The sequence below is a fragment of the Reichenbachiella agarivorans genome (assembly GCF_025502585.1).
In the GTDB taxonomy this organism is placed as follows: domain Bacteria; phylum Bacteroidota; class Bacteroidia; order Cytophagales; family Cyclobacteriaceae; genus Reichenbachiella; species Reichenbachiella agarivorans.
On the sequence record NZ_CP106679.1, the window covers coordinates 1319314 to 1338438 of the forward strand.

Below are 19125 nucleotides of genomic sequence, written 5' to 3' on the forward strand. Positions count from 1 at the left end.
TCTAGTGTCTAAAATCTAGTATCTAACTACTAGTTTCTTAAAGGTTTTCCCTTGAACAAGATGCTATGAATTCTTTCCAGTGTTTTTGGTTCTCCTGTCAAGCTCAAGAAAGCTTCTCTTTCTAGATCAAGCAGGTATTGCTCCGAAACCAAAGTGTTGGAGGTCAAATCTCCACCACTCATGACGTAAGCCAATTTTTTGGCGATCTTGGCATCATGCTCGGAGATATAATTGCCGTACAACATACCTGTCACACCTGCTTCGAACATTGCCATCGAACTGCGTCCGTGGACTTTGATATCTTTTCGCTCGGTAGGTCTGGTGTAGCCAGCTTCTGCCAATTCGATGGCTCTGGCTTTGGCATCCGCCAAAAGTCGAGATCTATTGAGCGTGATTCTATCCGAAGATTTCAAAATACTCATCTCAGCTGCCTCTGCAGCTGAAGTGGCCACTTTTGCCGTAGCAATATTCATAAAATACTTCTGAAGAATATTTAGTTCTGGATCTCCTTCTGAATATTCATCCGAAGCACGCAAAGTCAACTCTTTGGTTCCTCCCCCTCCTGGGATCAGCCCAACTCCGACTTCAACCAAACCAATGTAAGTTTCGGCATGTGCCTGTATCGCATCACAATGCATGGACAATTCACAACCCCCACCCAATGCCAAGCCAGATGGCGCAGACACCACAGGTATATCCGAAAATCTCGCTCGAACCATTGTTTGTTGGAATTGTCGGATCATCATGTCGATTTCGTCATATTCCTGATCTGAAGCATACATGAACAGCATCGCCAGATTCGCTCCAGCAGAAAATTGCTGTGATTCATTGCCAATCACAACTCCTCGGTAGTTTTCTTCGGCTTTCGAAATGGCTGTGTTGATACCTTCGATCACCTCACCTCCGATGGCGTTCATTTTGGTGTGGAACTCTACGTTGAGAATGCCATCTCCAATATCATAAACAGTAGAACCTGCATTTTGGAAGACTACATTGTTTTCTTTGTAAGCCTCCAAAATCACAAAACCCTCAGTACCAGGGACTACCTTGTAAGATTTGGACGGAATGTCATAATACAGTTTTTTGCCTTTTTCGAATTTGTAGAAGCGCTCGTGACCACCATCGAGCATTTCTTGCACCCATGGTGCTGGCTTCATTCCTGCGGCCTCCATTTTTTGAGCTGTTTCCTTGACGCCTAAGACATCCCACGTCTCGAATGGACCAATCTCCCAAGCAAAGCCTGCGGCGACCGCCTGGTCGATCCTATATAGCTCATCGGCGATCTCAGGGATTCGCATCGAGCAGTACTTGAACATATCATAGAACGTCGCTCTGTAGAACTCTCCTGCTTTGTCCTCAGCGTTAACTAAGATCGGAAGGCGTTCTTTGACATTTTCGATGTCTTTTACCTTAGAGAGGCTCTCATAGCTTGCTTTGGTTCGCTCGCCATATTCCATGGTTTTGAGATTGAGCTCCAAAATGTCCTTCTGGCCATTCTTATCGACCGTTTTCTTAAAATAGCCTTGCTTGGTTTTGTCTCCCCACCATTTTTTGTCATAGAGTTCTTGGACAATTTTTGGGAGTTTGAATGCATCTCTGGATTCGTCGTGTGGCAAACCCTCGTAGAGATTCGTTGCGACTTTGACTGTCGTGTCCAATCCTACCACATCCATCGTGCGGAAAGTTGCAGATTTGGCGCGACCGATGATCGGTCCAGTCATTCTATCAATTTCACCGACGGTGAATCCCATTTTTTCGATGGTATGCATACCCGACATGATCGCATAGATTCCTATTCGATTGGCGATGAAGGCTGGCGTGTCTTTGCAAAGCACAGTTTCTTTGCCCAAAAACAAATCTCCATAGTTCATCAAGAATTTGACGACTTCTGGATCTGTGTCTTTGGTCGGGATAATTTCCAGCAGTCTCAGGTATCGTGGTGGGTTGAAAAAGTGTGTGCCACAAAAATGCTTTTTGAAATCCTCACTTCGTCCATCCGTCATCAGATGGATAGGAATCCCTGAGGTGTTGGATGTGACGAGTGTCCCAGATTTTCGGTACTTTTCGACTGTTTCGAAAACCGATTTTTTGATGGCAAGATTTTCAACTACTACTTCGATAATCCAATCATAGTCTGCAATCTTGGGCATGTCATCGTCGAAATTCCCCAATTTGACTAATTCAGCTTTGGTGGGGTCGTACAATGCTGCAGGTTTGGCAGCCAGTGTGGATTGAAATGCTTGATTGACAATTCTGTTTTTTACTGCACTGCTATCGAGGGTCAGTCCTTTGGCGGTTTCGGCTGGGTCTAATTCCTTCGGTGCAATATCCAACAATAATACTTCCACTCCGATGTTGGCGAAATGGCAGGCTATCCGTGATCCCATGATTCCGGAACCCAGTACAGCAACTTTTTTGATGGCTCTATTCATTTTCGATCAAAATTATTTGTTGTTCTATGTTTCTGTTTTCTTCTATGACTTGTTCGATGGAAGACATCACTTCAAAAAACGCAGCTAGTTTTTCGTCGGAAACTTTGCTACGTACACTTTCATTGAAGTAAATGACGGCCTTTTTTGAAAAACTCCTTTTTTTCTTCCCCTCTTCTGTCAACATGATTTTAACAGACCTCTTGTCGTTTGGATCTCTTTCACGGTATATCAATCCGTTTTCTTCCATACTCTTGAGCATTCTGGTCAAGCTCCTTGCTTCCATCCCCAAGAGTGGCGCGATTTTAGTCGCTGGTGTTCCTTTTTCTATATCTATGTTGAGCAATACAAAACCAGAAGATGCAGTGATCCCTCTCTCTTGTCCTCCTTGATTATACATTCTGGATATTGCATGCCAAACTACCTTGATGTGGTAGTCTACCGTTTCTTCTTTTTTCATATCTTACACATCTCGTCCCTCTCAAAGATATATAAAAAATGTATGCACGCATACTAAGTTTGATTTTACTTTCAAACCTACAAACGGGAAATTATTGGTAAACGTTATCGCCTCTTAGTGTTCTAAAACGCTTTCTCGCTTCCGCGACATAGATGCTGCCTGGGTAAGTGATCAGAAATGATTTGTAAAGCTCCATTGCAGTATCTGTATCATGCAAATATTCTTCAAATATTTTACCCTTCAGGAAAAGCGCATCATCGCCAAATATGTCTGTTTTGTAATCTGACTCTATCACATCCAGATTCAAGACGGCGTTTTCATACTCCCCAATCTCTAAGTATATATGAGCCAGTTGCCAGTGGATTTCGTCAGTCAACGAATGGTGAGGATAGGATTTCAACATCTGCAAATATTTGTCCTTGGCTTCCAGTGTTTTATTTTGAAAACGGAGCAAATCAATGTCAGCAAATTCCTTGAGTACAAAATCAGATGTATCCAAAACGGTATTGTTTTGAATCAACAAGCTCAATGCCATGGCATCATTGGCAATTTCTTTGGTCGTGGCGGTTTTGAGGATGTCCAAGTGACTCTTGGCCAATTCAAAGTTTCCCAAGTAATAATTCAACTTTGCATTCTTGAATTTTGCCTCATAACCGATATCACTAGACTTGTTAGCTTTCTCCACTTGGGAATAAAGCAATGTTGCTTCCCATGGCTCATCGATCAATAAAAATATATCGCCAAGATCCAATTTGCTCAATGATTTAGATTTGAGATCCACTCTTGGCAGGGCTATAATTTGATTAAGCATGGCGATCGCAGAATCTTTTTCATCCAGATAAAAAGCATGCAGCAGGGCTTTTTGTCTGAACGCTTCGATCGTCTCTGCATTCAATCCCACTTCGATAATCAATGACTCATAATCTTTGGTAAGCTGACGGATTGCCGTTTGATCTACAGGAAATACATTTTTCACTTTTTCTTGACGCGTTTTGATTAATTCACGCCTTGCTTGCAAATAGTATTGGCTTTCTGGCATACTTTGAATAATGTATTCAAATACCTCTTCTGCTTCAACATAACTTTTGTTGTCCAAAGCGATCATCCCAATATCCATCAAACGATAGCCATTTTCACGAAAACGCTTGGTTATTGCCTTGGCTTGAATAAAGGCTCCATGGAAATTCTTTTGCTGCATAAAAGCCCAAATCAACAAGTCCGCATACATATCTGTACTAGGATCTCTCTGGATATTGTCCATGAGCGAATTTTGGAATTTTTGCATGTCCTCTTCGTTTTGAAGTAGGTTTTGGAGAATGTTCTTGACGTATCTCAAGTTTTGTGGTCTGAGCGAAGCGAAGACGAGATATTCATTCATCATCTTTTCTTTGTCTCCCAAAATACGATACGTATTGGCGAGCTCCAGAGCGTATTCCTGATGGTCGTTGCTAGACTTTCTTCCTTGCTGATAAGTCTGCAAAGCATATTCGGTCAATTGCTTGCTGATAAAATACTGCGCAGCAGTCCGCACCAAAAAACTGTTTTCTTTGATTTCATCTATGAGCTGAACGTATTTTTTGTCTGCTAGATCTTGGCGTTGCGTTGCGGTCAATAGGATTCCTTCATCTATTCTGTAGTAAACATTGGATGGATAATTCTTCAAAGCATTTTTCAAATACTTATCTGCAGTTTTGAAATCATTGAGGGATAACAAGACATCAAAATAATTGTTGTGGATAGTTGGTATGTTTTCTCTGCGATTGGACAAATCATCATAGACATCCTTTGCTTTTTGAAAATCACCATTAAGATAATATTCATTGGCAAGTTGAATTTTTTGATCGTCCTGCGCCACGAGGCTGAGCGGAATGATGATTGCTATTAGAGAGAGAAATAATTTCATATACGTTTTCCACATCTTTGACCGATCCTACAATATTAAAATAGATTATAAATAAACTATTATTATTTACTATCTGTGTAGATATGTGGATAAGTCTTTATGTTCTTTTGACTTGTTTGTAGATCGTGTATTAAAATTAATTTAAGGACAACTTATCTACATTCTAAGTTATTGATTTTTAGTTAGTCATATGGTTTTCCACAGTTTTTAGAACTATGTTGATTACTTTATACTGATGTGTGTTGTTGACCACAATTTGTTGATATATCTGAGTTACGGAAAGTTATTAGTTGGGGTATGAGTGACTTTGGTGTTAACTACTGTTTTGTCTGAATTTGTACACAGTCTCTGCGATCTATCTCAACGATTTATCCACAGTTATCCACATGGTTTTAGAAGCTGATTAGAATGTTTTCAATCTCCCAATTGGCGCGAATATCAAATTCTTCTGGATAGAAGTATATGGGTTCAGGTTCCATTTGAAGGTTGAGATTGCCATGTGTCCAGGTTTGATCTTCATTTTTATCTATTAAAACTCTAAAGGTGTATTTTCCTGGTTTGACATAGTTGAAGATGAATTTGGTTGGATTTTTCTTCTGTGCTATTACCTTATAATCTTTATCTACTAGCTGTAGTGTATAGCTAGGATTGGTCGTCTCTACTTGTCCAGATACGATTCCGTAGTTTTCTGGATTTTTAAATTGATAGAATCTGGTTTGTTGTTCGGCTGTATCTAGATCGATGCTGATGAACGTACCTTTTTTGAATAGATAATATACTTGGTTGGTCTTGATCTTGGTGAGGTAGTTGACTTGTTTGACTTTCACTGTATCAATGGCACTGCTGTCTTGTGGAATATGAGTGCTGTCTGTAAGTAGGTTGAGAAGACTGTCTACTTTGTGTTTGAAGAAATTCTTGTTGAGTTGATTACTAATGACCAGTTCGGTCATGTCTTCATTCCATTGAAGAATACTGTCAGGTATATTTTGTTTGTAAAGGGTGTCGTATTGCAGGATCATGCTATCTCTGTAGAACTCAGTGATGGGTTTGGTGAACCTGATAATCATGTTGAACTTTTCGTCGACATTACTCTGATCTCTGGGCAACAGAGATGAATTGAATTTCTCAGGCTTTCTTTTAGATTCAGAGAATTGTACATAGACAGTATCTGACATGTGATTGTAAACCGTATCGGTGGTTTGGATGATGACAGCTAGGCTATCTTTTTCATATTGGTAAGCTGAGTCATAGTAGTACCTGAGTGTTGTCCTTTCTTTGATTAGGTTGCTCTTGGGAAGGGGTAGTTTACTCATTGAGTCTAGTTTCTTCATTTGATAGGATTGGATGTATTTGTTGTAGAGTACGTCAAAATACTGTCCTGTCTTTTTTGCTCTGATCATTTTGAGATCATTTATGTTGAGCAACTGGATTGCTAGATCAATGTTTTCTTTGTTGCTGTTGAGATCAATAGAATCCTTTATGAATCCTTGTGTCTCTTCATCTGGTTGATTGGTCAGGTTGTTATTCTTGTCCTCGAATGCATAAATCTGGTAATAGGAGTTTTTGATGTTCTCTATTTTGTATGTGCCAGAGGTATCTGTTTTGGCGAAGTACCTTGGTTTTCCTGTAAGTATATTGAGTGTGTCTGATACGTCGTATAATGTGACTGTCGCCTTGTCTACTTTTTTATTGTTGTAGAGGTTTCTGATGGTGCCTGAGATGCTAATCGAATCGATGTAGGGTCCTGTTGAGAATGCTAGGATGAAGTTTTCCACGGAGTTTTTTTCTGTGACATCTACGACACCATCTGCAAAATTGAAAGTATAGGTGGTGCTGTCTTCAAAATCTTCTTCGAATTCAATAAACAATTCATTCTTCTTGATTCGATGTTTGTATTTGTTTTCTGTGAATGGAGTGATGACAAGCTTCTGTTTTATTTTGGATGCATCGATTCTTTCATCAAACACAAAGTGAAATTCTTTGCTTTTGTAGTTAATGCTTTTGTTGGCTGGAGTGCTTTCTATGAGTAGAGGGGGAATAGTATCTCTAGGTCCTCCAGTTGGTGTACCTTGATTGGCGCATGAGTAGATGTATATAGCGACTAGACAGAGCAGGATGGGGAATAGACTTCTCATACTTTTTTGAATACGTATATTAAACTGGAGTAATTGTTATTGTTTTTTCTTGCCCATCTGTTGGACAATAGACCGATGAAGAATGATTTGATGTAATTGGATTTGCCATTCTTGTACTTCTCGCTCAGAAGGCTCACGTAGAATGAATCAAACTTCATCGGAAGTGTTTCTACGAGTTCGAATGAATTGTATTTCATTAATTCCTTGATCGTAGCTTGATTGAAGTGATACAAATGTCTGGGTATATCATATGCTGCCCAGTGTTTTTTGTAGAATCGCTGATCGTATGAATCTGAATTGGGTAGTGCTATCACCAATCTACTTTGTTTGGATAGTAAGTTTCTGATGATTTGTAAGGTATCATTGATATCATGAACATGCTCCAATACATGCCACATTGTGATGATTCCATACTTTCCTTTAGGCAGATCTCGGAGTTCTTCATGTACATGATTGCCTATTTCGTTGATGGCTTGTTTCCTGGCCAATTCATCTGGTTCTATTCCTGTTACCTTCCAATCATTGGCCTGCAGATAGGAAAGCAACTGACCTGTTCCACAACCTATGTCTAATATGGATTTCTTATCCGCCAATCTATCTAGTAGTTTGGACTTTGATCGGATGGTGTAGTTCCTGACTACCTTGTAGATTTGATTGGTTAGGTTCGTGCCTTTGTTGGTGTGAGATATGTAGTCCTTGAACTGGTAGTACTTGCCTATGGATTGTTTGCTAGGTCTGGGGTTGGTGAGGAGCAATTGACAATTGCTGCATTTCATGATAGCAAAGCTCTCACCAGTCAAAGAGTAATCATCACATATGAGGTGGTTGACAAACTCTTTCGAGTTGCAGGATGGACATGAATCTATTTTTTCGTACATAGTTTATCTAGCCATATATACCATTAGAACTGAAATGTCAGCAGGATTGACTCCACTGATTCTAGAGGCTTGGCCCAAATTGGTAGGTTGAATATTTGATAATTTTTCTTTTGCTTCTTTGGATAGAGCGGGTATTTCACGATAGTTGAATCCTGATGGTATCTTCTTGTTATCTAAATCACCCATTCTGTCAGCCAGACTTTTTTCTTTCTCAATATAGGTTTCATATTTGGCAAGAATGGAAGCTTGTTGAATGACCTCTTGAGACAGAGATTTGGTTCTTTCTTGTATCTCAGGATGTAGCTTGATGATATCTTCTATTTCCAATTCTGGTCTACGTAAGAAGTTGATCAATGGTGCTTTCTCCTTGATTGTTGCCGAGTTTCGCTTTTCTAGAATTTGATTGACTTCTTCAGGTTTTACTTTAATAGTGTTGAGATCATTCAGGAGCTGTTCTGTTTGATTTACTTTTTGCTGTACTTTCTCTAGTCTATCGTCGGATGCTAATCCAAGTGTGTGTCCAATAGGTGTGAGTCTAATGTCCGCATTGTCTTGTCTGAGTAGGATTCTGAATTCAGCACGTGAGGTAAACATGCGATAGGGCTCATCCGTACCTTTGTTGATCAAATCATCTATTAATACTCCTATGTAGGCGTCTGATCTGTTGAGGATGAATTTGTCTTTGCCATGCACCTTGTTATGTGCATTGATTCCTGCCATGAGTCCTTGACTGGCAGCTTCTTCGTATCCTGTTGTCCCGTTGATCTGTCCTGCGAAGTATAACCCTGATATTCGTTTGGTTTCCAAGGTTGCATCGAGCTGCGTAGGAGGAAAATAATCGTACTCAATGGCATATCCAGGTCTAAACATTTTGACTTGTTCGAACCCTGGAATTTTAGTGATGGCTTTGTACTGCACGTCCTCTGGTAAACTTGTAGAAAAGCCATTGACATATATCTCCACTGTGTTCCAACCTTCAGGTTCTACAAATATTTGATGCCTTTCTCTGTCTGCGAACCGATTGATTTTATCCTCTATAGATGGGCAATACCTTGGACCCAAACCTTTAATCCGCCCTGTGAACATTGGAGATTTTTCAAACCCAGTTTTCAGAATTTCATGTACTTCACTGTTGGTATAGGTGATATGACAAGGTCTTTGTGTTGCAAGAGGCTTTGTGTCTGTGAAAGAGAATTTACCTGGTTCTTCATCTCCTGGCTGTTCTTCCATCACATTCCAATTAAGGGAACGACCATCTACTCTTGGAGGTGTTCCTGTTTTCATTCTCCCTGCTTCAAACCCTAGTTCCACTAATTGTTCGGTTATGCCTGTTGCAGCTTTCTCACCTGTACGGCCTCCACCGAATCTTTTTTCACCAATATGAATGATTCCATTGAGAAAGGTTCCATTGGTTAGCACCACGGATTTCCCCATGATTTCAATACCCATGGATGTTCTCACGCCTCTGACTTGATTGTTTTTGACGACCAGTCCACTTACCATTTCTTGCCAGAAATCTACATTTGGTGTTTGCTCAAGTGCTAATCTCCACTCTTCGGCAAATCTCATTCTGTCATTTTGAGTTCTTGGACTCCACATGGCAGGACCCTTAGATTTGTTGAGCATCCTAAATTGGATCATAGACTTATCAGAAATGATCCCTGAGTATCCCCCGAGTGCATCTATCTCTCTAACTATTTGTCCTTTGGCTACACCGCCCATGGCTGGGTTGCATGACATTTGAGCAATGGTATTCATATTCATGGTGACCAACATGACTTTGGAGCCCATGTTGGCAGCAGCAGCAGCGGCTTCACAGCCGGCATGCCCAGCACCTACCACGATCACATCGTATTCTGGAAACATAACGTTTATTAATAATGTTCCACGTGAAACCTTTTGTGTTTTGTTGCAAAGTGTTCCACGTGGAGCAGTGATATTGTTCTTCTAAAATTGCGGCAAAGATAAGTAAGCATTCTCTTTTTCTCTCATAAGGCTTTTTTCTTCATCGGTCTTGTCGTTGTACCCGACAAGATGTAATACTCCATGCACCATCACACGGCGTAGTTCTTCTATGAAAGTAATAGATTGTTGGTTGGCATTGTCGCTGACTCTGTCTATGCTTATAAATAGGTCTGCTTCGATTTTACCTTCCTCTTCAGAGTTGTCGAAGGTGATGATGTCTGTATAGTAGTCGTGATCTAGATAATCCACGTTGACTTGGTGTAGGTACTCATCTGAGCAGAAGATGTAGTTGATATTAAGTAATTCGTGTTTTTCTGCATTGATGGTATGCAATATCCATTGGCGGATATTGTTTTCTTGACCTAGTACAAAGTCGGTGTCCTCGTAAAAGAATTGTATTTCGTCCATTAGTCTATATAGAAACTCAATTCGACTCTCTTACCTTGGTCTTCAAACTTGACTTCATCACAAAGGTTTTTCATGAGGAAGATTCCCCTCCCTCCTGGCTTTTCTAGGTTTTCTGGAGCTGTTGGGTCTGGTAGGTTATCATAATTAAATCCCTCCCCTTCGTCTTGTATCGTAAACCGTATTTGACTTTTTTCTAAGAAAAGTGACAAGTCTACATTTTTGCTCTTGTCTGATTTGTTGCCATGTACTATAGCATTGTTTACAGATTCTGTGACTGCAATCATGATGTTGCCATAGATGTCATCATCAAATTGGTATTTCTCTTTGGCGTTATCAATAAAGCTTTCAATGATTCTAATGTTTTCGGAAAGAGAAGGGATCTGAATTTTTATGGCGTCCATTGTTCGATGTTTTTATGGTTCACAAATATATTATTGTTCGTTCAACCTTTGGAAATATTTGTTTACTTCTTCTTTGTAGTACGGATTCATTTTGGCTGGTAATGTCTGTAAGAGTTCAAGTTCAGACTCTTTGGCCTTGATGTATTCTTCAAATTCTTTGTTAGGTGTATGTTGAAGGTCTTTGGCACTTTGTGCTTCTCTTTTTTGATCTAGTTCACGCTCTTTCAATGCGTCTTCTGACTGTAGCATTCGAGTCAAGATTTCTTCTTGCCTGCGGAGCATTTCTTGAGATAGGTTTTTGTTGACCAGGTCTGTTTCTGTCTGCTCCATTTTTTTGATCATTTCTTGCAGGTTTTTGGACACTCCCTCTTCTCCCTGATTTAGTCCGTCTTGCATTTCTTGGAGTTGCTGTCTGAGCATTTCTTGCTCTGCAGCCAGTTCTGCTAGTTCTTGGGATAGCTGCCTTCCTGATTTCCCCTCTTTTTTCAATTGATTAATCTTTTCGTTCAATTGTTTTTGCATTTCTGACATGCTGGGTGATTGGTTTTTTGGTCCTTTTTTGCCCTTTTGTGGTGAACCCATCGCTTCTGCCATTTGCTGTTGCATCTGCTGTAGGACATCATTGAGCAACAGTGAGAGGTTGTTGATGGCTGTCATGGTGTACTGTTGACTGGCGACTGCTTCAGGTTTTTTTCTGTCCTTGAGTGCTTGAAGACTGGCTTCTATATTCTTGTTCATGTCATTGAGTTCTCTCGTCACGAAACTTTGGATTTGAAAGACCCTTTTGGCTAATGACAACAGGCTGTCTTCTATGATGACAGCATCATCACGGAGTTTGAGTTGGTTCTGTGAGAGCGTCACGTAGCGCGGATCACTTTGATTGACATCTGTGAAATCATCCATCAACGATTCTTGGTCAAAAGAAAGCTTTAGCAAGTTGTCCAGTATGTCTCTCAGGTTGTCTAGATTTTCACTGAGCATTTCCATCTCCATACCTGCTTGCATTTCCTTCATCTTTTGACCTAGCTGTTGCATTTGATCAGCAGCTTTTTTCTGAGAGGATCCAGCCTTCTTTCTATTGTTATCTTCTAGTTCCTTTTTTGCATCCTCTTGTGCTTGATCTATTGATTCTTCTTCGGGAGACAAATCTTCTAAGTCTTCTGGTTGGGAGAGTTCTTCATTCATTTCTTCCATTTTGTCCATTTGCTCCTGGATGCGATCAAACTCTTCATCCAGTTTGGACTGTTCTTCCTTGATGGAATCAAGATCTTTTTCTTTGTTTTGCGTGTCTTCTGCCAGTTTGGACTGTTGTTTTTCCAAGTTCTCCAGGTCATTGATGATCTCATCCATTTTATAGTCGAACTGCATTCTTTTGAACATTTCAAGCGCTCTTTCTATTTCTTTTTCGAGATTCTTTTCTTTGTGTTGGATGTTGTTCATCAGATCCTTGAGGTCTGTGTCTGTTTTTTCGTTTTCTAAGAGTTTTTTTAGTTCATCATACAGTTTTTTAGTTTCCTCATCTAGGATGTCCTCCATTAGCTTTTGTAGCTCTGCTGCTTTCTTTTGTAGTTCAGGGTTGGGTTTATGAAACTGATTTTGTTTTTGCGTAAGCTCTTTGTGCTTCTTAGCCAATTCTTGCAGTTCTTGCTCTAATTGGGTCTTATCTTTTAGTAGTTTATTTAATTTTTTCTGCTCTTGCCAGCTGTTGTTGTTTTGCTTTTTAAAGTCTTTTTGTATTTCCGCAATTTTTTCTTTGATATCTTCAGCTTTGTCTAGGGCTTTGTCAATGTCTTTTTTTGCTTGACTGGCAGATTTTTCTATGTCTTTGTTGATTTCGGTCTTAACAGGAATTTTGAAGAGCATTTTTTGGGTGCGAGACTCTTTTGGCCCATTGACTGCATCATTGTCAAATACACTTACATAGTAGCTTAGTTCATCACCAAGAGTGAGATGAAGGGAGTCGATAGAGAGTTGATGATAGTAGTTTTGAGAGTTGATTTTTCGGTTAAAATTGATGTTTTCTTTATGGGTAGAACCGTTAATGTCATAAACCAACTGTAACTTTTGGAACCCATAATCATCAGAGATGATGCCATTGATCAGCAGATATTTGTAGAGTGTGGTATCCTGCTGTGTGCTGATTTTGATCTGGGGATATTGATCTTTGATGATGTCAATGTGATAAACAATGATTTCTTTGTTTTGGCTATAGACATTGTGCAATTTGATCTCATAGTCCGTTTCTTGATTGAGTTTTTGCTGTGTTTTGAAAACACCGTTTCTATCTGTTGTGAGGTTAAGCGAATCACGTTCAAAAACAAGCTGTATCTGGTCGGACTCTATTGACTCGATGCTCCATTTGGCAATAGTGCCTTCGGGTGCTGTGATGTTGCCATTGTTGATAATTTGTGAGCTTTCCAGACCTGTATAGACAGGAAAATCTAGGAGAATGCTCAGATTTTTGATCTCTGGACGTGATTTTACTTTGATGTTATATGTTTTGGATACGAATGACCCAGCAGATATGCTAAAACTAAAATTGTCTTGAACTTTGGCAATTTGATAGCTCAAATTTTCTCCATCAAAGTTCATTTTGGCCCTTTTGTTTCCAGATTCAAAATAGAAATACGCTGGTATAGCTTGCCCTTCTACTTTGAAGTCTATTTGATAAGGCTCGTTGCGAAAGGCTATGAGTTCTGTGTTAACCAACTGTATTTTGAATAAGGAGCTGTTGTATTCTTTGTCGTAGTTGATGATTCGTACGGTGCTTTCGGTCAGAAAGTGCGGTACAAACAAAAAAGCCAAGAGGATAATACAAAACGGTATAAGAATATATTTGAAATACCTAAAGTTGCCTTTCAAATCAATACTATTCGAAAATGTAAATATCGACAATGCCTGGGTTCGTTGTGCGACACTTGCGTTTAGAAGGGCATTGTCTTGCCCACTGTTACGCAACTGTATAGTATTCAGCAATTTGTCTTTTAGATCAGGAAAGTAATTTCCAATATGTACTGCTGCTTCTTCGTTGCTGAGTAGACTGTCACTTTTGAAATATCGAATCAGTGGTACGATGACCAGTACAATGAGTCCAGTAATAAATGCCATGCTTACCATAAAGAAAACGGCAGTTCTACCAGCTTCTGAGAACCTAAATGAAAACTCTAAACTGTTGGCTACTAGATAGATACATAGAGAAATCGCTACAAAAAATATACTTCCTCTGATGAATATGTTCAGAAAAAGCTTCTTTTTGTAAGCCTGTATATTTTGGACCAAAGTGTCCTGAGTATTTGAGTATTCGGTTTTCAATAGCTCTTTATGACTTCAAAATGTACTTTGCCGATTTGCTCGGCAAGGCTTCTATGTGCTAATAATCCCTTGAGATTGCCGTTGGTTAGGTAGTAATCTGGATATATTTTTATTGCTACATATGCGTTGACTCTTGGGTTCTTACTTTTCATTTGATTAAAAAGACTATCAGCTACGGTACTTCTGTTATCCACTAAAAAATTGACATATTCAGATGACCAAATAATATACGGATCATTGCTGAGATGATCTGAACTTTCTGAAGGATATATGTGTACATTGTCCTGTTGCAGTGTGTCATGTATCAAATTTGGGTCATGGTATTCAAATACAAGTGGAATTTTGATCGTGTCGCTACCGATTTTGGGCGTAAAATGCGCTGAATCAATGGCAAAATGGTTGTTTTGAGCCCCTAATAATTCAACACAGGTACTAAGAGTCGAAGAATCTTTGAAATTCACGAATGTATAGCCGTTTACAAAGCCACTTTTTCGTTCAATTAATGAATAATTGCTGTATTTATCCTCCTTTACTTGTCTGTAGAAGTCTATCGCTCTTGTGCTTGTACTTGTCCATTGATTGAAATGAATGATATCCAATTTTCCATCTATAAATTCATCAAGAATGGCATTTTCATTTTTTAGAAAACGGATGGATATGGTTTTGATTTGAGAGCTGTCATGGGTTGTGAGTTGATAGAGAATGTCACTATCAGAGATTGCGAGCGTATATTTAGGTTTTGCACCAGTGCTTGTGATTTGATTTATAAACAGCTCTGCTTCATTGAATATCTTACCAGAATCGAGACTAAGTACGTTTTGATTAAAATTAATATTTAATGTTTCACGTGAACTGATTTGTTCGACTGTATTTTGCTCCTTTCCACAAGAGCAACACAGCCATAGAATAGCAGCCAAAGAAAGTAATAGTGTTTTCATGATTAAAATTCCAAGCCAATTTCTTTCTCGAAGTACTCTATGGTGTTCATTTTCAATAATTTTTCTTGCTCCATCAGGTTGAGGTTAGGAATGTTACTGTTAGCTGCCCAGTGTGGCCAGCCTTCTTCGTCAAGCCCTTGCAATTCGTAATAGCCAGATAAGCTCAGTACTTTGCATATCCCTAGATGAATTAAGTCCTGTTTTTCTTCTTTGGAAAAACTCATTTGACCTTTTCCTAATTCTTGGATTCCAATGAGAAATAAAACGCCGTTTAAATCGGCAGGTTTCTTCCCAATCACCAATTTCAATTTTTCCCTCAATTTAAGCCACCTTCTGTCTAAATCTAGATCCTTTTTCATTTGTCTGGTATCAATTTTCAAATATAATTGACCTCAATGCAGTAATCTATATTTATCTTAAAGAAAGCAAAGGAGATATGCACATCAATCAGTATTTCAAAGGCTTTATGTCACTTATTTTTCCTGTGACCTGCGCCAATTGTTCTAGACCTCTTGTGGACCATGAGGAGTTACTTTGTTTGCATTGTTATTTTGATCTTCCCAAGACGGGTTACCATCTTATGACAAAGAACCCCATGTTGGACCAGCTTTCTGGTGTAGTGCCAATGGAGGCTGCATATGCATTCTTAAAATACACTAAAAAGGGAATGGCTCAGAGATTAGTACATCAATTGAAGTATGGTGGATCCAAAAAGGTAGGTGTGATTTTAGGAAGATGGTTTGCCAAAGACATCCAACAAAAAGTGCTGGAACAGGGCTTTGATTGTATCATGCCTGTTCCCATACATAGGTCACGTTTGATGAAAAGAGGGTATAATCAGTCTTTAGAAATAGCAATTGGTATGAGCGAAGTATTAGGAATACCAGTAGAGACCAATGCCATCAAACGTGTACACATGACTCAATCACAAGCCAAGAAGATGAGGTTGGATCGTTTGACGAATTTTCACGTGGAGTATGTGGTATGGGATGTGAGCAAGATTGATGGAAGGAAAATATTACTAATTGATGATGTGATTACCACTGGAGCCACCATCACTAGTGTTTGTAGTTTGTTGACAGACTATGGTGTGAAATCCTTATCTGTTGGCTGTTTGGCAACTGGGAAATAAAAAAGCCAACTGTAAAACAGTTGGCTTTTTAAAGTTTCTTTATTTGATCTCTTAGTAGTTAGTACCAGCTCTAATCATAGCACATCTGAATCCGATTGTCGCTGTTGCTGAATCTTCTTCTAAGAATCTTCTTGTTCCTGGTGACATCCAGTATGCTACGTCAGCCCATGATCCACCTTTGTAGACTCTTACTCTGTCACTTACCATAGAGTTGAAGTTTGCAAAGTCATAACCATCTTCCTCATCAAGGAAACCATCATTTCTGACAGGGTTCAAATCATCAAAGTCTTGGTAAGACAAAGGACGATAAATATCTTGTACCCACTCGTTGACATTTCCTGCCATGTTGTATAGACCGAAATCATTTGGAGGATAATCGTAGATATAGGTAGTAATCATTGCGCCATCGTTCAGTTTACCTGCGATACCTGCATAATCACCACGTCCTCTTTTGAAGTTGGCCATGAAAGTACCAATCTTCTTACCGTAAGGATTTCTCAAAGCATGTCCATCCCATGGATACAATCTTCTGTGTGTTTGGTTTTCGTCCAACCACTGTGTACCGATCAACGCTTGCGCAGCATATTCCCACTCAGCTTCTGTAGGTAGACGATAGTTTGGCAACACAAAACCAGTTTCCAATGGAATTCTTTGGTTTGGTGCAGCTTCAGCTTCAGCAGACTCTTCAAAATAACCAGCTTCTTCAGCAAGTTTCTGATTCACCACGATAGATCTCCATGTACAATAGTCTTGTGCTTGTTTCCAAGTCACACCTACTACTGGGAAGAATCTAAAACCTGGATATCTTAGGTAATGATCTACATAAGGATCATTGTAAGCCAAGTCTTTGGTCCAAACAGTCGTGTCAGGAAGTGCTGATTTGTAGTATTCTGCAGAAGAATCCATTCTCACGTAGTGTAGGTACTCTAACCAGTGAATGTTGGCTACTTCTGTTTCATCCATGTAAAATGATGCTACCGTCACAGTTCTTTCGATGTTGTTGTTGGTATTCATCAAATCTTCTTCAAAACTACCAAGGATGGTACGTCCACCTTCGATAAATCTCAAATTGGGGCCTTCAGGCTGCCCTTGAAAGTCACTGACTTCAAACGCACCTTCTTCATTATATTCTAGTCCAGTTGCTGAACTATAACCTCCTGGGTTTTGACTAGTTGCATGTCCACCTCCTCCACCACAAGAGCTTAATGCAAAACCTAATCCCAGTGCAAACGCCGATGCGTTCAAGAAAGGAATAAATTTCTTCATAACAATTTTTCAAATTTTATTCGAACTCCTAAAATAGCGACAAAATTCTATAAAACAAATTGGAAACAATAGACTGGGCAATTATTAAATAAAAATATGCCCATTCCTGTTGCATTGAGATAGAACCCTATACACCTAATTAATACCAAAAGTATTCAATTTATTGTCCACAAGATACATTTATTCAATAAATCGTGGAGAATAAATGTATTGAAAATACCTTAGGTGCTAAGTGTTGCTATGTCTTGACATTATTTTCTCTAAATTTGTGCTTGTTATGTTGCACACAGAGGTTATATCATATCGTCCTTTTTTGATTGCTGTTGCATTCAAAATGGTAGGCTGTAGGTCTACGGCCGAGGATTTGGTACAGGATACTTTTTTGAGTTGGCTCAAAGTAGATGCAAGCAAGATACAAGATGTCAAATCGTACCTGACCAGAACTGTAACTAACAAATGCCTCAATTATTTGAAATCAATTAAACAAAAGAAGGAAGAGTTAATAGATCAAGTCAGCCCATCATTGACTTCTCTGAGTATTTCTCCTGATTTTAGTAATTTGGATTTGAAGTGTGAGGTGACCCACGCTCTTTCTTTGGTTTTTAAGAAACTAGCTCCGTCTGAACGTGCAGTATTTGTTTTGAAGGAATTATTCAATTTCGATTATTCTGACCTGACTACTATCTTAGGTAAGAAGGCAGATAATTGTCGTCAGATTTTGAGTCGTGCGCAAAGCAAGCTTTCAGATGAAACGGAGCGTTTTAGTGTAGATGTTGACAAATTGAGACGAACCGTTATAGACTTCAAAAATGCTACACTGGGTGAATTCTCTGGGTTGATTGATAATCTGAAATCAGATATTTATAAAAAGGGTCTGTGAACTTGAGTTTCTCACCTTAGTACTAGAATTTTATCACATTCATATTTTTTTTACTCAAGAGTGTAGGCGGTAGCATCAAGTTGATTTCATCTTTGAGTGCTTTTATCATTTTATTCTTCACAAAACTTTTCTTCACAACTAAACCTACTTCTCTAGTTGGAATTGGCTCTGCAAAATGTCGCAATTTGTTTTTGTCATCTTTTGTCATGTCAAAAGTGAAAAGCTCAGGAATTAAAGTATAACCACCTCTTTTATCCACTAGTTTTTTTAGGGCTTCTAATGAACCACTTTCATAAAGTACACGGTTGTTGAATCGATCTGAGTGCTTGACGTTACAGATATTCAGAGTTTGCTGTCTAAAACAATGACCCTCGTTGAGAATCCACAGTCCATCTGCGTTTAAGTCTTCTACTTTGATTTTTTCTTGATCAAACATCGGATGCCTGTGTGATACATAAGCAGAGAATTCCTCATAGAAAAGGGGGATTTCTTTGAGATCGGCTTCTTTTAATGGAGTCACCAGTATTCCGATGTCTAGCTGGTCTTTTCTGAGCAAGTCGATCAGACTATCTGTCATATGCTCTGATATCTGTAGATTGATATAGGGATACTTCTCTATAAAACTGGAAATGAATAATGGAATAAGATAAGGAGCTAATGTGGGTATAACACCAATCCGAATGTTGCCTTTGATGTCTTGTTTTTCTTCATCTATTATTTCTTTGATGCGCTGTGATTCACTTAAAGTCACCCTAGCTTGATCCAGAATTTTTTTACCTATTTCTGTTGGCTGTACAGGATGCTTTGATCTATCAAAAATTAGCACCCCAAGAGAATCTTCTAATTTTTGAATTTGCATGCTCAACGTGGGCTGAGTGACGAAGCATTTTTCGGCAGCCAGAGCAAAATGTCTGTAATTGTCAAGAGCAATAATATACTCAAGTTGGACTAGTGTCAATGCGTAGAATTTTAGGTAAAAAAAAAGACCTAACATAATTAGGTCTTCAATTCTAAAGCT

General features: G+C 39.1%; 15 protein-coding genes. 2 read left to right on the forward strand and 13 right to left on the reverse strand.

Features of this window, described 5'->3' with window-relative positions; genetic code table 11:
- Positions 1 to 29: 29 nt before the first annotated feature.
- The 11 genes from N6H18_RS05575 to N6H18_RS05625 all read right to left on the reverse strand — a co-directional run bounded on the left by N6H18_RS05575 (position 30) and on the right by N6H18_RS05625 (position 15188).
- Positions 30 to 2432, reverse strand: a complete 2403-nt coding sequence (locus N6H18_RS05575; RefSeq protein WP_262310850.1) for a 3-hydroxyacyl-CoA dehydrogenase/enoyl-CoA hydratase family protein — start codon at positions 2430 to 2432, stop codon at positions 30 to 32.
- Positions 2425 to 2889, reverse strand: a complete 465-nt coding sequence (locus tag N6H18_RS05580) for a MarR family winged helix-turn-helix transcriptional regulator (RefSeq protein ID WP_262310851.1) — start codon at positions 2887 to 2889, stop codon at positions 2425 to 2427. The genes N6H18_RS05575 and N6H18_RS05580 overlap by 8 nt, the downstream gene beginning before the upstream one ends.
- A 91-nt stretch (positions 2890 to 2980) precedes the next feature.
- Complete coding sequence (locus N6H18_RS05585) at positions 2981 to 4792, reverse strand: tetratricopeptide repeat protein (RefSeq protein ID WP_262310852.1); 1812 nt, start codon at positions 4790 to 4792, stop codon at positions 2981 to 2983.
- A 392-nt stretch (positions 4793 to 5184) separates the two neighbouring features.
- Positions 5185 to 6927, reverse strand: coding sequence for an Ig-like domain-containing protein (locus N6H18_RS05590; RefSeq protein WP_262310853.1), 1743 nt, complete (start codon positions 6925 to 6927; stop codon positions 5185 to 5187).
- Positions 6924 to 7805, reverse strand: a complete 882-nt coding sequence (locus N6H18_RS05595) for a class I SAM-dependent methyltransferase (RefSeq protein ID WP_262310854.1) — start codon at positions 7803 to 7805, stop codon at positions 6924 to 6926. Before N6H18_RS05595 ends, N6H18_RS05590 begins: the two co-directional genes overlap by 4 nt.
- Positions 7806 to 7808: 3 nt before the next feature.
- The gene (gene mnmG / locus N6H18_RS05600) at positions 7809 to 9671 is read right to left on the reverse strand and encodes a tRNA uridine-5-carboxymethylaminomethyl(34) synthesis enzyme MnmG (protein WP_407692835.1); all 1863 of its coding nucleotides are present in this window, start codon (positions 9669 to 9671) and stop codon (positions 7809 to 7811) included.
- 81 nt (positions 9672 to 9752) lie between these two features.
- Entirely contained in the window at positions 9753 to 10178 is a 426-nt protein-coding gene (gene ybeY, locus N6H18_RS05605) for an rRNA maturation RNase YbeY (RefSeq protein ID WP_262310855.1), read from the reverse strand.
- Positions 10178 to 10579, reverse strand: a complete 402-nt coding sequence (locus tag N6H18_RS05610; RefSeq protein WP_262310856.1) for an ATP-binding protein — start codon at positions 10577 to 10579, stop codon at positions 10178 to 10180. Before N6H18_RS05610 ends, ybeY begins: the two co-directional genes overlap by 1 nt.
- Positions 10580 to 10609: 30 nt before the next feature.
- Complete coding sequence (locus N6H18_RS05615; RefSeq protein WP_262310857.1) at positions 10610 to 13858, reverse strand: DUF4175 family protein; 3249 nt, start codon at positions 13856 to 13858, stop codon at positions 10610 to 10612.
- Positions 13859 to 13887: 29 nt separating this feature from the next.
- Positions 13888 to 14829 (reverse strand): hypothetical protein, encoded by a 942-nt coding sequence (locus N6H18_RS05620; protein ID WP_262310858.1) that lies wholly within the window; start codon positions 14827 to 14829, stop codon positions 13888 to 13890.
- A gap of 2 nt (positions 14830 to 14831) precedes the next feature.
- The gene (locus N6H18_RS05625; RefSeq protein ID WP_262310859.1) at positions 14832 to 15188 is read right to left on the reverse strand and encodes a hypothetical protein; all 357 of its coding nucleotides are present in this window, start codon (positions 15186 to 15188) and stop codon (positions 14832 to 14834) included.
- 221 nt (positions 15189 to 15409) lie between these two features.
- On the opposite strand from N6H18_RS05625, the gene N6H18_RS05630 reads away from it, so the two are divergent.
- Positions 15410 to 15961 (forward strand): ComF family protein, encoded by a 552-nt coding sequence (locus tag N6H18_RS05630; protein WP_262310860.1) that lies wholly within the window; start codon positions 15410 to 15412, stop codon positions 15959 to 15961.
- A gap of 51 nt (positions 15962 to 16012) precedes the next feature.
- On the opposite strand, the gene gldJ is transcribed toward N6H18_RS05630, so the two are convergent.
- On the reverse strand, positions 16013 to 17227 hold the full coding sequence (gene gldJ / locus N6H18_RS05635) for a gliding motility lipoprotein GldJ (protein WP_262310861.1): 1215 nt from the start codon (positions 17225 to 17227) through the stop codon (positions 16013 to 16015).
- 277 nt (positions 17228 to 17504) lie between these two features.
- On the opposite strand from gldJ, the gene N6H18_RS05640 reads away from it, so the two are divergent.
- Complete coding sequence (locus N6H18_RS05640; protein ID WP_262310862.1) at positions 17505 to 18107, forward strand: sigma-70 family RNA polymerase sigma factor; 603 nt, start codon at positions 17505 to 17507, stop codon at positions 18105 to 18107.
- A 22-nt stretch (positions 18108 to 18129) separates the two neighbouring features.
- On the opposite strand, the gene N6H18_RS05645 is transcribed toward N6H18_RS05640, so the two are convergent.
- Positions 18130 to 19101, reverse strand: a complete 972-nt coding sequence (locus tag N6H18_RS05645; protein ID WP_316044838.1) for a hydrogen peroxide-inducible genes activator — start codon at positions 19099 to 19101, stop codon at positions 18130 to 18132.
- Between the last annotated feature and the right edge of the window lie 24 nt (positions 19102 to 19125).